This is a genomic window from Lichenifustis flavocetrariae, from assembly GCF_026130545.1.
GTDB lineage: Bacteria > Pseudomonadota > Alphaproteobacteria > Rhizobiales > Beijerinckiaceae > Lichenihabitans > Lichenihabitans flavocetrariae.
In genome coordinates, this window is the sequence record NZ_JAMOIM010000010.1 from 151,248 (window position 1) to 164,568 (window position 13,321).

Annotated in this window: 9 protein-coding genes and 1 pseudogene; 3 read left to right on the top strand and 7 right to left on the bottom strand. The window is 65.6% G+C overall.

Annotated features, from left to right (window positions below):
• Positions 1-29: 29 nt before the first annotated feature.
• Entirely contained in the window at positions 30-2,225 is a 2,196-nt protein-coding gene (locus tag M8523_RS16415; protein ID WP_282585968.1) for an ATP-binding protein, read from the bottom strand.
• A 288-nt stretch (positions 2,226-2,513) separates the two neighbouring features.
• Here M8523_RS16415 and M8523_RS16420 point away from each other — a divergent pair.
• Positions 2,514-2,744 (top strand): annotated as a pseudogene (locus M8523_RS16420) (DUF2188 domain-containing protein); the annotation flags it as partial.
• A 207-nt stretch (positions 2,745-2,951) separates the two neighbouring features.
• Here the strand turns inward: M8523_RS16420 and M8523_RS16425 are convergent.
• Complete coding sequence (locus tag M8523_RS16425) at positions 2,952-3,152, bottom strand: hypothetical protein (RefSeq protein ID WP_282585969.1); 201 nt, start codon at positions 3,150-3,152, stop codon at positions 2,952-2,954.
• A 135-nt stretch (positions 3,153-3,287) separates the two neighbouring features.
• Here M8523_RS16425 and M8523_RS16430 point away from each other — a divergent pair, with 135 nt between their 5' ends.
• Together M8523_RS16430 and M8523_RS16435 are read left to right on the top strand one after the other, a co-directional pair.
• Positions 3,288-4,190, top strand: a complete 903-nt coding sequence (locus M8523_RS16430; RefSeq protein WP_282585970.1) for a class I SAM-dependent methyltransferase — start codon at positions 3,288-3,290, stop codon at positions 4,188-4,190.
• Positions 4,187-5,191 (top strand): ABC transporter transmembrane domain-containing protein, encoded by a 1,005-nt coding sequence (locus M8523_RS16435; RefSeq protein WP_282585971.1) that lies wholly within the window; start codon positions 4,187-4,189, stop codon positions 5,189-5,191. Before M8523_RS16430 ends, M8523_RS16435 begins: the two co-directional genes overlap by 4 nt.
• Before the next feature lie 62 nt (positions 5,192-5,253).
• Here M8523_RS16435 and M8523_RS16440 read toward each other — a convergent pair whose 3' ends face one another.
• The 5 genes from M8523_RS16440 to M8523_RS16460 all read right to left on the bottom strand — a co-directional run bounded on the left by M8523_RS16440 (position 5,254) and on the right by M8523_RS16460 (position 13,315).
• Complete coding sequence (locus tag M8523_RS16440) at positions 5,254-8,370, bottom strand: efflux RND transporter permease subunit (RefSeq protein ID WP_282585972.1); 3,117 nt, start codon at positions 8,368-8,370, stop codon at positions 5,254-5,256.
• Positions 8,371-8,413: 43 nt separating this feature from the next.
• The gene (locus M8523_RS16445; protein WP_282585973.1) at positions 8,414-9,601 is read right to left on the bottom strand and encodes an efflux RND transporter periplasmic adaptor subunit; all 1,188 of its coding nucleotides are present in this window, start codon (positions 9,599-9,601) and stop codon (positions 8,414-8,416) included.
• A complete protein-coding gene (locus M8523_RS16450) occupies positions 9,598-10,293 on the bottom strand; it encodes a TetR/AcrR family transcriptional regulator (protein WP_282585974.1) in 696 nt (231 codons plus the stop codon). Before M8523_RS16450 ends, M8523_RS16445 begins: the two co-directional genes overlap by 4 nt.
• 69 nt (positions 10,294-10,362) lie before the next feature.
• Complete coding sequence (maiA, locus tag M8523_RS16455) at positions 10,363-11,040, bottom strand: maleylacetoacetate isomerase (protein ID WP_282585975.1); 678 nt, start codon at positions 11,038-11,040, stop codon at positions 10,363-10,365.
• Positions 11,041-11,080: 40 nt separating this feature from the next.
• Entirely contained in the window at positions 11,081-13,315 is a 2,235-nt protein-coding gene (locus M8523_RS16460; protein ID WP_282586034.1) for a molybdopterin cofactor-binding domain-containing protein, read from the bottom strand.
• Positions 13,316-13,321: the final 6 nt, after the last annotated feature.

A 13,321-nucleotide genomic window follows, 5' to 3' on the forward strand; every position in this document is an offset into this window, starting at 1 on the left:
CTTACACGGGCGGCAGGCACCGACGCCCTCTAAACTCTAACCCCGCCCGATCGGTGAGGCTGCGTCGATGCTTGTGTCTCGGGTTCGCGCTCCTGCAATGTCGCCGCGACCGCTTGCGACAGCGCGGCAAGCGTGAAGGGCTTGGGCAGTCGCGCGAGCTGCGAAAGCTCGACCTCCGATAATTCCGCGAAGCCGCTGGCCAGAACGATCGGCAGGCCTGGACGCAGGGTTCTGATCCGCGACGCGAGTTCGATGCCCGTCATGCCCGGCATCACATGATCCGTGATCACGAGGTCGATGGCGGTTCCGGCGCTGATGACCGCGACGGCCTCGTCTCCCGAACGGGCCTCGATGACGTGATGGCCGAGATCATCCAGCATCGCCGCTGTTCCGGCCAGGACCAATGGATCGTCATCGACGAGAAGCACACGGCAGGGACGGATCGACGTCTCACGGTGGGCCATCGCCGGCACTGGTGCGGCTTCTGCTTCACCTACGGCTTGCGGCAACCACAATTCGACGGTCGTGCCGTGGCCGGGCTCGCTGTCGATGCGCAGCGTGCCCCCGGCCTGCGCCGCAAGTCCATGCACCATCGCAAGCCCGAGCCCCGTCCCTTTGCCGACCGGCTTTGTCGTGAAGAACGGCTCCGCTGCCCGCGTGAGGGTCGCGGCGTCCATGCCCACGCCCGTGTCGGAGACGGCGAGCACAACGTAACGGCCCTCGGTAAGTGTCTGGGGGTTGCCAGGACCGAGGACCTCCTCGCGTCCCGAAATCACGATCGTTCCGCCCTTCGGCATGGCGTCGCGCGCGTTCACAACCAAATTCAAGAGCGCCATTTCGAGCTGGTTCGCATCGACTTGCGCCGAGGTGAGTCGGGCCGGGAAGCGGAGTTCCATCTTGATGGTCGAGCCGATCGATCGCGCGAGCAGGTCCGCCATGCCTCGCACGAGACTGGTGACATCGACGGGTTCGAGCTTGAGGTCTTGGCGACGCGCGAAGGCGAGCATGCGTTGCGTGAGGACGGCCCCGCGCTCCGTCCCTTCGATGGCGCGGTCGACGTACCGACGGAGACGCGAGTCCTCGGGCAGACGTGTGCTTAGAAGTTCGAGATTGCCCAGCACGACGCCAAGCAAATTGTTGAAGTCATGGGCGATCCCGCCCGTGAGCTGTCCGACCGCCTCCATCTTCTGGGCTTGCCGCAGCGCGCCCTCCACGGCCTCGCGTCGCGCCATCTCGCTCACGAGGCTGGCGCGCGCACGATCTTCTTCCCGCGCGGCCCGCAGGGCGAGCCATGTCACACCGCTCAGCGTGAGGGCGGCCAGGAGCGCGACGCCGCCATAGATGACCAGGTGCCCTCGCCAGCGGCCCAGCACGGACTCGGTACCGAGGCCATACCCCACATAGATCGGATAGGCGGCCAGCTTGCGATAGGCGGCAATACGTTCGACCTTGTCGACCGGCGAGGTATATGCGGTTGTGGTATTCGCGATGTGGGTCAGGATCGCCCGACTAAGGTCCGGGTCGCGGAGTCGATCGCTCTGGTCGCCGGAGAGCGCCGGGCTGCGGGCCAATACGGCGCCGTCGGAACGCACCAGCACCATCGTGTCGGCGGACGAACCGGAGAGGGTGCGGAAGAACGCCTCGAAATAGTCCAGCGACACTGAAATCGCGATGGCGCCCGCGAACTGGCCGTCCGGACTCGTGATGGCACGGGCGATATTGAGCTTGGGCGTCCCGCTAAAACGTCCCGTGACGGGCATTCCGACCGCCAGGCCGCTGATGTCGAGTTCCGAAGATCGGCTGCCACTGGCCGTCGGCACGGCCGGCGCACCGGCGGCATCCCGCAACGCGCGAAAATAATCGCGATCCATCACATTGCTGGACTGCACCGGAAAGTATCGGCTGTGCGCCGTAACCTCGCCATTCGCATCCACCAGGAACAGCGAGCCGACCTGCCTCAGCTCGTGGTCGATGCCGGCGAGGTAGATGTGACGGGCGGCCTCGGACTCATCGGGAACAGCACGCAAATGTTCGGCGATCCGCGCGAAGATGAGTTCGTAAGCGTTGAACGCGGCCCCGGCATGCTGCTCCAGCACTTCGGCGGTCTTCTCGGCGCGCCGGGCCGCTTCGCCCATGAGCACCCGCCGTTCCTGCCAGGCGGCTCCTGCGAACAGCAATGCTGGCACGATGAGCGAAGCCGCCAGCAGCACGCGCAGAGGAGGCACGGTGCTGCTTCTCGACGGAGATGGATCGATGGCAGGGGACATTCAGGCCGGAGCACCATCTGGAACCTCATGTCTAGGGTGAGTAGATTCCTTGAGCAAGATCTTGTGGCCTGCGTGCTGCCTTTATTCGGGGGAGGTCGCCATGGGCTCGGTTGCCGCCGCAACGCGCGCTACCATCGAGGCATGATCCGTTGTGAACGATCCCGCTGCGAAACGGTTGTCAGAAGATGGGGCCGCGCTGTGCCCCACCGCTCACGCGTTGCCATCGCCACCAGGAGGAGACCCGACATGGTTGATGTCGTTTACAGGATCGTCGAACACGACGGGGGTTGGGCCTACAAAGCCGGCGATGTCTTTTCGGAAACATTTCCGACCCGGGAAGCCGCTCAGGCGACGGCCGATGCTGTCGCGGCCGAGCAGCGGGTGCCCGGCGAAGATGAGGCGATCTCGTGGGAGGACGAAGCCGGGCGGTGGCACGATGAGGTGGAACGCGGCAGCGATCGGCCGCAGGCCCGGGTTGAGACGGACCCGATCTCCAACTCCGCATCGGTCGGCAGAGTGCCGCTTGCCTCAGGTCTCCGTTCGAGTGGGGTTGCAGACATTGGGATTACCCCACTTCTGACCCTCGCGGGCGCCGCAGCCGCAGGTTACCTGCTGGGCTCGATGCTGCAGCGCCGGACATAGAGGAGTTGGCGCCGGTCTGGGCGTTCCACAGAGCGCGTCAGATCATCCCGCGGCCATGAATTTCGCGAAGGCCTCGAGGCCAGACCGTCGCGCTTCGACTTGTGACGGAAACAGGTCGTCGCTGGCGATGATCGGCGTGCCCTTTCCGTATTGACGCAACTCCCAGGTGTAACCGATCCGAGGTTTGTCGGCGCGCAGCACAAGAACCTCGATGTTCTTGAGAGTCCGTGGATCTGATGTCATGACTCGACAATGGGCCTTGCCGCGCGTCCGTCAAGCAGGTCAAGGTTTGAATGGCCTCGATCTACCCCAGGATGTCCCGTCCATGGCCGACCAGGCCGGTCACGTCGCCCTGCGACGACGAAAGTGAGCCGCAGCATGACCGCTACCTCTTCCGCCGGCCCGGCCAATACCGACCAGATCGCCTATTGGAACAGTGTCGCGGGCGAGCGCTGGGCGCTTCTACAGGCGCGGATCGATGCCGTCTTCGCGCCTTTGACCGGCGCGGCTTTGGCGTTTGCCGCACCGAAATCGGAAGAGCGGGTCGTCGATATCGGCTGCGGTGCGGGTGCGACCGTGCTTGGACTGGCGCAGGCTGTCGGCGGTTCGGGCCATGTCCTCGGCGTCGATGTGTCGAAACCCATGTTGACGGTCGCGGAGCGGCGCGTCGCGGCCGAGACGCTGCCTCAAGCGACGCTGCTGCTCGCGGATGCTTCGACTCATACGTTCGCGCCGCGGACGTTCGACCTGGTCTTCTCCCGTTTCGGCGTGATGTTCTTCGCCGATCCTGTCGCGGCCTTCGCCAATATCAGGACCGGGCTGGTGGACGGCGGCCGGCTCGCCTTCGCGTGCTGGCAGCCCCTCAAGGCCAACCCCTGGTTCGAAGTTCCCGTGGCAGCCCTTCGGCCCCTTCTGCCACCGGCACCGCCCGCCGATCCTTTGGAGCCGGGACCGTTCGCTTTCGCGGATGCCGATCGGGTGCGTGGCATTCTCGATGCGGCGGGGTTTGAAGACATCCGGATCGAGCCGCACCACACACGGATGAACCTCGGTAGTCCGACCGCGGCCCTCGATTTCCTCACGCAAGTGGGTCCGGCCTCGCGGGCTCTCGGTGACGCGGAGCCGGAGAACCGGCCGGCCCTGATCGACGCGGTACGATCTGCTCTCGCAAGCCATGATGGGCCGGACGGCATCGTCCTCGGCGGCGCCATCTGGCTCGTGTCCGCCCGCACGGCAGCTGTGGCTGGCGGCCAGCCGCGGGCACCGGGATCGACGGATTGAAGGCGCGATCCAGCCAGTTCAGCCTATGGCCGTCCCCCTGGAGAGCGAATGACGGTGGTCGCACGCTGTCCGGCGAGCACCTGCCTCGGGGCTATTACGGGCTTGTCTGGCGAATCAGCGGCGGCGACCAGGTTTGGCTGTGCGCGCTATCGGGGTTGATCGCGATCCTCAATACCGCGCCGATCGAGATCCAGCGCCGCGTCGTCGACCGCTCCCTCAAGGAAGGCAACTTCCACTCGCTCGGCTTCTTTGTCCTGGCCTATGCGTGTGTCGTGGTGCTGCAGGGGTCCCTCAAGCTCCTGTTCAACATCTATCGAAGCTGGGTTGCCGAACATGCCACCCGCAGCCTGCGCTCTTTCATCAACCGGCGCCAGGAAGGTGTGACCGGCGCACCAGCCGCGACGGCTGCGAGCGAAGGCACGGATATTTCCATGATCATTTCCGAGAGCGAGCCTGTGGGCGCGTTCATGGGAGAGTCGATCTCGGAAGTGGCCCTGCAGGCTGGAATCATGATCAGCGTGATCGGCTATCTCATTGTCCTGCAGCCCGTGATGGCCATCGTCATCGCCGCCGTCTTCCTTCCCCAATTCATCTTCGTCCCCTTGATGCAACGCGCGATCACCCGCCGTGCGGAAGAGCGGATCGCGACGCTCCGGTCCGCCAGCGCGGCCCTCGTGGGGGAGGAGGACGGGGAGACCAGACGCAAGGCCCAGGACGATCGTTTCGCCCACGTGTTCGACCTGAATATGGGCGTGTTCAAATTCAAGTTCACCATGAACTTCCTGACCAACCTCTGCCATCAACTCGGGATCGCCGGAATTCTGGGCATCGGCGGATGGTTCGTCGTGTCCGGCCGGACGCAGGTCGGCACGATCGTGGCGTTCATCTCAGGTCTGGCGACGATCAAGGATCCTTGGGACGACCTGACGACCTGGTATCAGAGCATGACAGTCACGCGCGCCCGATACAAACTCCTGTTCGACGCGCTCGCAACCGGCTAGGCGAAGCAGTAAGGGTGCCCCCGAACCGCAGGATGCGAGACGCGATTCACCGGTCGCGTTGATCATTCCGCCGCAATGGCGATCGGGCCTGCGGAGGCACGGTCATCGGACCGGTGCCTGTCGTCGTCCGCACCACCGACCAGACGGCCGAACCAGCGGGCGAGCGCCACCTGGCCGTCGTTCATCAGCACGAAGATGGCCGGCACGAAGACGAGCGACAGAAGCGTCGAGACGATCAGGCCGCCGATCACCGCGATGGCCATCGGGGACCGGAACTCGCCACCGATCCCGAACGCCATGGCGCTCGGGATCATCCCGGCCGCCATCGCGATGGTGGTCATGACGATCGGCCGCGCGCGCTTGCGACCTGCGTCGATAATGGCCGCCGCCCGATCGACCCCCTCCTTCATCTCCTCGATCGCGAGGTCGACCAGCATGATGGCGTTCTTGGTGACGACGCCCATCAGCATGAGGATGCCGATGACGACCGGCATCGAGATCGGCTTTTGGAAGATCAGAAGGCCGAGGATCGCGCCGCCGATCGACAAGGGCAGCGAGAACAGGATGGTCAGTGGCTGCAGCACGCTGCCGAACAGGAGCACGAGCACCGCCAGCACCATCATCAGGCCGGTGCCCATCGCCATGGCGAAGCCCGAAAAGACCTCGCTCATGATCTCGGCATCGCCGACCTGGCTGAGCGTCACGCCCGGCGGCAGGTTCTTGGCGGTCGGCAGCGCCATGGCCTGGCTGATCAACTCACCCAGCGCGTCGGACCCTTGCGTGTCGGCTTCGAGGGCGATGCGCACGGACCGGTCATAGCGCTCGATCGCGGTCGGGCCGCGGTTGAGCGACAGATCGGCCACAGCCTCCAGCGGCACGGCGCCGCCGCTCATCGTCGGCACCCGCAGGGTGCGCAGGAGCGCGATGTCGCCCCGCGCCGCAGCCGGCAATTCGACCCGGATCGGCACCTGTCGTTCGCCGTCGGTGAATTTGGCGAGGTTGGCGCCGATGTCGCCGATCGTCCCGACCCGCACCGTCTGGGCGATCGCATTGGTCGAGACACCGAGGTCCGCCGCCTTGGCCGACCGTGGTTTGACCTGGATCTCTGTGCGGTCGAGCGGCGCGGTCGACATGACATTCACCAGGTGAGGAACGGTCGCCATTTCGCGCTGCAGGCGCGCGGCCGTCTCGGTCACGACAGCCTGGTTCGGCCCGCTGAGCACCAGCGCGATGTCGCGCTGGCCATTGTCCCGAATCGACCAGAAGCGAATGTCGGGCTGTTCGCGGAGAATCCCTCCGATGGCGATCTCGATCGCCTCCTGGGTCCGCTTGCGGTCGGCTTTGGGCGTCAGGTTGATGGTCAGTGTCGCGAGCCGGATTTCGAGCTTGGCGGGCAACAGGCGACCGCCGTCCACGAAGACCGAGGCGACTTCGGGGATGGTCTTGATCTTGCGCGCCAGTTCATCCGTGACGGCGCGCGTCTCTTCGAGCTTGGCCCCCGGCGGTAGTTCGACGGCGAACTGGGTGCGCGCATGATCCTCCTTGGGCAGGAAGCCGGAGGGCAGCAGGTTCACCGATGCGATCGAGCCTGCGAACAGGACGAGCCCGATGAACAGCGTCACGAACTTGTGCCGCACCGAGGCCGTGACGAGCCGCAGGTAGGCCCGCATGATCCAGCCCTCGCGCGGTTCGGCATGCTGATGCGCCCGCATGAAATAGGCGGCGAGCAGCGGCGTCAGCAGGCGCGCCACCAGCAGCGAGAAGGTCACTGCGGCCGCGATCGTCAAACCGAACTGCTTGAAATATTGCCCCGCGATCCCGCCCATGAAACTTACCGGCGCAAAGATCGCCACGATCGTCGCCGTGATGGCGATGACCGCGAGGCCGATTTCATCGGCCGCCTCCAGCGACGCCCGGTAGGGTGTCTTCCCCATCTTGACGTGGCGCGCGATATTCTCGATCTCGACGATCGCGTCATCGACCAGGATTCCGGTCACGAGCGTGATCGCGAGCAGGCTGACGAGGTTCAGCGAGAACCCCATCATCTGCATGGCCCAGAAGGTCGGCAGGATCGACAGCGGCAGGGCGATGGCGGCGATCAGGGTCGCGCGCCAGTCGCGCAGGAAGATCAACACGACCAGGATCGCGAGCCCGGCGCCTTCGAGAAGCCCGTGCATGGCGGAATCGTAGTTGCCGACCGTGTTGGTGACGGCCGAGTCGATGGCCGTAAACATCACACCGGGATTCTTGGCCTTGAGCTCGGCCATTTTGTGCGACACGGCCTCGGCCACCGAGGCGTCGCTCGCCCCCGAAGCGCGTGAGATCGCGAGCCCGATCACCGGCTGCCCATCGAGCCGGGCGAAGGTGCGGGGCTCCTCGGCCGTGTCGGAAAGTTTCGCGAGATCGGCCAACCGCACCTTGCGGCCGCCGGGCAGAATGATGGAGGTCGCGCCGAGCGTGTCGAGGCTCTGCGCGCCGGCCAGCGTGCGGACCGACTGTTCCTGGCCGAACAACTCGCCGCGCCCGCCCGCCATGTCGGCGCTGGTCAGGAGCAGTTGCGCGTTCACGTCGGCCGCCGTAATGCCGAGCGCCATGAGCCGGTCGGGATCGAGTTCGACGCGGATCTCGCGATTGACGCCGCCGAGACGCTCGACGCTGCCGACCCCGCGCACGCCCTGCAGCTGGCGCGCCACCACATCATCGACGAACCAGGAGAGCGCTTCGGGCGTCATGGCCGGGGCCGACACGCCGTAGACCACGATCGGCAGGCCCGCGACATCGATGCGCGACACGATGGGTTCATCGATCGTGCGGGGCAGTTCCGAGCGGATCTTGGCGATCGCGTCCTTCACGTCGTTGAGCGCGCGGTCGCTGTTGGTCTCGAGACGAAACTCGATCGTCGTGCTCGACACGCCTTCGCTGATGGCCGACGTGATGTGCTTGACGCCGGCGACGCCCGCCACCGCATCCTCGACGCGCTTCGTCACCTGGGTCTGCAATTCCGTCGCGGCGGCGCCCGGCTCCGTGACCGCCACCGACACCAGGGGCAGGTCGATATTCGGGAACTGCGTAATCGGAAGGCTGCGGAACCCGACGAGACCGAGCACCAGCAGGATGGTGAACAGCACCAGCGACGGCACGGGATGCCGAATCGCCCAGGCGGAGACATTCAGGCGCATCGGGTCGTCTCGATTTCGTGGAGGGTGGGCAGAACGCGGCGCGTCATGGCGTCGGCGTCCCGGTTACGGCATCGGCGATCCGGACCGCATCGCCGGTGCGCAGGAACGGTCCCGCACGGGCGACGATCACGTCGCCGGCCGCGAGCCCGCTCGTGATCTCGACGAAGCCGCCGGCCGACAGGCCCGTCGCGACCTTGCGTTCATCGACATGCCCGTCCTTCACGACCAGGACCGACACGGCATTGTCGTTGCCATAGAGCAGCGACGCCACCGGCACCGCATTGCCGTTGTGGCGCGCGACCTCGACGGCGCCACGCGCAAAGGATCCGATGTGCAGCGCCGGCCCGGCATCGAGCTTCACGCGGATCTTGCCGAGCCGGCTCGCACGATCGACCTCAGGGTAGATCGCCCGGATATGACCGGTCGCCGTGACGCCGCCGTCGACGGTCACGTTCGCGACGGCGCCGACCTTCAGCTCCCCGAGGACGCTCTCGGTCACGTCGCCTTCGAGTTCGATCCGGCCATGCGCGATCAAGTGAAACAAGGCTTCGCCGGATGTCGAGGCCGTCGCGCCCACGCGCGCCGCCCTGCGGCTGACGATGCCGTCGACCGGGGCCTTGATGTCCGTGCGGGCGGCGCGCAGCAGGAGATCGTCGCGCTGCGCCTTGGCCAAGGCCAGATCGGCTTCGGCGATTGTCAAGCCATTCTTCGCCGAAGCGAGCCGACCGGCCGCCGACCGAGCGGCCGAAACCCGCTGTTCCAACGTGGCTTCGGTCGAGTTACCCGATTTAATGAGGGTCTGCGCCCGGGTGAGCGCCTGCGCGGCTTCCTGCGCGGCCGCATCCGCCTGGTCGATGCCATCGCGGCCTTGCGCGATGGCGGCTTCGGCCCGTGCGATGGTGGCCGTGTTCTGGGCGATCTGCGTGTCGAGCATCTCGCGCGACAGGCGGGCCAGCACCTGACCCTTCTCGACATGGTCACCTTCCTCGACGAGGAGCTCGGTGATCCGAAGTCCATCGATTTCCGGCGCGACAAGCACTTCGTCGCGCGGCACGAGCGTGCCCGAAATCATCGCCTGTTCGACGATCTCGCGGGGTGCAACCTCAACGACGCTCACGACCGGAAGTGGCGGAGCTTCCAAGGCCCGCACAGGCCGAGCCGCACTGAGCGGCAGCGCCAAGCCGCAAACAGCCAGAACCAAGCCGCGCCGAATGAATGAAAGGGGCGTCATGCGTAAATCTCGGCTTTCTCGTCCATCGTTGCGGGAGACTCGACGCGGCCTTCGATGGCGGCGGAGACCAGGGCCAGCATCTGCTCGACGCCGGCCTGCGCGCTTTTGTCGGGCGTCAGGGCTTGCGTGACCATGAGCCCGCAGAACAAGGTGATGACCAGGGATGCGAGAGCCTGGGGATCGGTGGTCGTGGCCACGCCTCGCGCGGTGCGGGCCTGGATGACCCGGGTGAAGAATGCGATGAGGTGCGACGAGATCGCCTGTTCGTGGGCACGGGTGACGCGGGCGATCGTCGGATTGCGTGTGGCTTCGGCGCAGATCTCCAGCCACAGCACCGATTGAGCGGGACCGCATTCCACGATCTGGCGACGCATCAGCGCCGCGAAGGCGCCAACCAGATCATCGCCCGACAACAAATCGAAATCCTCGGCCATCTTGGCCTGATCTCGCAGCACCAGGGCCTCGACCACCGCATCCTTCGAGGCGAAATACCGGTAGACGTTGCCGACGCTCATGCCGGCGTCCGCCGCGATGTTCTGGATGGTGGTCCGATGAAAGCCAGACTTGACGAAGCAATGTTCCGCCGCCGTCAGGATTTCCCCTCGACGCCGCGCGTAGACCTCTTCGGACTCCGGTTTCGAGAAGACCCTGCACCCTATCATCGACAATCCCGACAGTGAATGAGTGTTCATTCACTACTTTTCATGGCCGATTTGTGGCTGTGGGTTTCCGGAGTGGTCAGAGAGGGTGTGACAGAACAGCTAGGCCCGCGGCGCGCCAGCCTGCCGCAGTGGGTCGGCTTTGACGAAAGCCTCGATCACTTCGCATCGCGCGACAATCCGAGTGATGGTCGGGATGTCGGCGATCTCGATCTTGAGCACACGCACGACGACAACGATGCTGGCGAGGCAGATGTCTGCGATTGTCACCTGGTCGCCATGGCAGAAGGTGCCCGTCTCCGGGTCGGCCGCAAGGCGCTTTTCGACGGCCTGCAGCCCTGTGGTTATCCAATGCGTCTGCCACGTTCGCCACGCCGCGTCATCGAAACCTGCCGTGGCCGCCAGGACCTGTTTGACCCGCACTGTCAAAAACGGATGCGTGTCGCCGGCCAGCATGGCCGCGATCGAACGCACACGCGCCCGGCCGTAGGGATCGGCAGGGAGCAGCGGCGGTTCGGGAGCGACCTCGTTGAGATATTCGAGGATGGCCAAGGATTGTGTGAGGGCCACCTCGGGATGATCGCCATCGCGGTCTATGAGGGCCGGAATCGCCCCGAGCGGGTTTAGAGCCAGGAACGCTTCGCTGCGTTGCTGCCCGGCATCGAGGTCGATGAGACGCTCGGTGACCGCCAGGCCCTTGAGGCCTAATGCGACTCGCACCCGGTATCCCGCCGACGTCCGCCAGAAGATCAGCAGTTCGAACCGTGGCTTGGTGATCATCTTGGTCTTGCGTCCGTTCCGCGGATGCGGCGCCCCGGCCTCAACCGGCCTTGCGCTGCGAAACAGCGTCACCAGTCTTGTTGGCTGCAGCCCATCCGTTCAGCACCTTGTCGAGCGTCAGGGGATAATCCCGAATCCGCACCCCTGTCGCATTATAGACCGCATTGGCCACCGCCGCACCCGCGCCGCAGATCCCGAGTTCGCCGATTCCCTTGCTTTTCATGGCGCTGGAATGATCGTCGAGTTCCGGCAGGAAGACCGCATCGATCGCCGGGATGTCCGCATGCACGGCCACATGATATTCGGCAAGGTCGTGGTTCACGAAACCGCCGAACCGCTTGTCGATGACAAGGTCCTCCGTCAGGGCCGCCCCGACCCCGAACGTCATGCCACCGATGGCCTGCGAGCGCGCCGTTTTGGCGTTGAGGATGCGGCCGGCCGTGAAGACGCCCAGCATGCGGCGCAGGCGGATTTCGCCCGTGTCGCGGTCGACGCCCACCTCGGCGAAATGAGCCCCGTAGGACTGCTGGTTGAAGGCCTTGCGAGAATCCCCGGGGTCGGCCGCCCCGTCGGCTTCCAGGCCGTTGGGTCCAACCAGATCGGTCAGCGAGACCGTTCGGCCGAGGCCGGTGACATTGCCGTTGTTGAACGTCGAGTCCGGAGGAAGATTGGCGGCCTGCAACAGCTTGCCGCGCAACACGTTGCAGGCATCATAGACGGCCGATCCGGCGGAGTTCGCCCCGAACGAGCCACCTGAACCCGGCGCGGCCGGAAAGGCCGTGTCGCCGAGCGCCACCCGCACGCGTGCCATCGGCAAGCTCAGCATGTCGGCGGCGATCTGCGCCAGGATCGTATAGGACCCAGTGCCGATATCCGTCATCGACGACCGGACCGTCGCGATCCCGTTCTTGTCGAGCGTCACGCTGGCCTTGGCGGTCAGCATCGGATTGCCCCGGATGGCGCCCGACATGCCCATGCCGACGAGCCAGGCGCCATCCTTCACCTGCCCCGGCGTCGCGTTGCGCTTCGACCAGCCGAACAGTTCGGCGCCCTTGCGCAGGCAGGGCACGAAGCTCCGCGTGGAGAACGGACGCCCTTTCTCGGGATCTTCCTGCGGTTCGTTTTTGATCCGCAACTCGATCGGGTCCATGTTCAGCGCCGCCGCGAGTTCGTCCATGGCGCATTCGAGCGCCAGCAGGCCGACAGCCTCGCCGGGCGCCCGCATGGAGGACGAATGCGGCAGGTCCAGCGTCACGAGCCGGTGCGCGGTCATGCGGTTCGGCGCCGCATAGAAGGACCGCGTGGCCTGAGCGGCACTCTCGTAGAAAGTGTCACCCGGCGTGTTGTTCGACCAGGATTCATGTCCGATCGCCGTGAGCGTGCCGTCGCGCCCGGCCGCGAGCTTGACCCGCTGGATTGTGTCGGTGCGGTGTTTGGTGATCTCGAAGATCTGCTGACGCGTCAGCACAACCTTGACGGGCTTCTGCAGCACCTTGGCCGCCATGGCGGCCAGGATGGCGTCGGCCTCGACCTGGAGCTTGCCCCCGAAGCCGCCACCGATATAGCTGCTGACCATCCGGACCTTGTCCTTCGGGATCTGCAGGGTTCCCGCCACCATGTCGGTGCCACGCATCAGCATCTGGTTGGCGGTGTAGAGCGTCAGGCTGTCCCCGTTCCACACCGCGATCGTGGCATGCGGCTCCATCATGGCGTGCGTCTGCGGCGGTGTCGTGTAGGTCACGTCGACCTTCACCGGGGCGTTTGTAAAGGCCGCGGTGAGATCGCCGGACGCCGTGTCGGCCGGCACGCCATTGTTGCTCTTCGGCACGAAGCTCTTCGCGAGAGACGACCCCATGTCGTACTCGCCCTTTTCGGCCGCGTAGCGCGGTTTCACCAGATAGGCGGCGGCGCGGGCCTGTTCGAACGTGTCGGCGACCACAAGGGCGATCGGCTGGCCGTGATGGTCGATCGACGGTCCTTCCAGTTGCGGGTTGCCGGACGTGCCCCGTGGCCCCTGCTTCAACGCATTCTTGTAGGTGAGCACGAGCCGGACGCCCGGCGCCTTCTCGGCCGCCGTGGTGTCGATCTCATCGAGCCTGCCCTTGGAGATGGCGGCCTGCACGACGAAGCCATACAGCGGGTGTTCGTCATGGTACTCGGCTGCATAAGTCGCGCGGCCCGACACTTTGAGCGGCCCGTCGATCCGGTCGAGCGGCTGCCCCACGAGGCCGGGTTTGTCGAGCGGTGTCGGCCCGACCGGGTTTGTCATGTTGATCATGGT

What these genes read in the sequence shown, in the direction of transcription:
- M8523_RS16425 (WP_282585969.1), bottom strand. Translation starts at nt 3,152, where the DNA reads ATGACATCAGATCCACGGACTCTCAAGAACATCGAGGTTCTTGTGCTG.
- M8523_RS16430 (WP_282585970.1), top strand. Translation starts at nt 3,288, where the DNA reads ATGACCGCTACCTCTTCCGCCGGCCCGGCCAATACCGACCAGATCGCC.
- M8523_RS16440 (WP_282585972.1), bottom strand. Translation starts at nt 8,370, where the DNA reads ATGCGCCTGAATGTCTCCGCCTGGGCGATTCGGCATCCCGTGCCGTCG.
- M8523_RS16445 (WP_282585973.1), bottom strand. Translation starts at nt 9,601, where the DNA reads ATGACGCCCCTTTCATTCATTCGGCGCGGCTTGGTTCTGGCTGTTTGC.
- M8523_RS16450 (WP_282585974.1), bottom strand. Translation starts at nt 10,293, where the DNA reads ATGAACACTCATTCACTGTCGGGATTGTCGATGATAGGGTGCAGGGTC.
- maiA (WP_282585975.1), bottom strand. Translation starts at nt 11,040, where the DNA reads ATGATCACCAAGCCACGGTTCGAACTGCTGATCTTCTGGCGGACGTCG.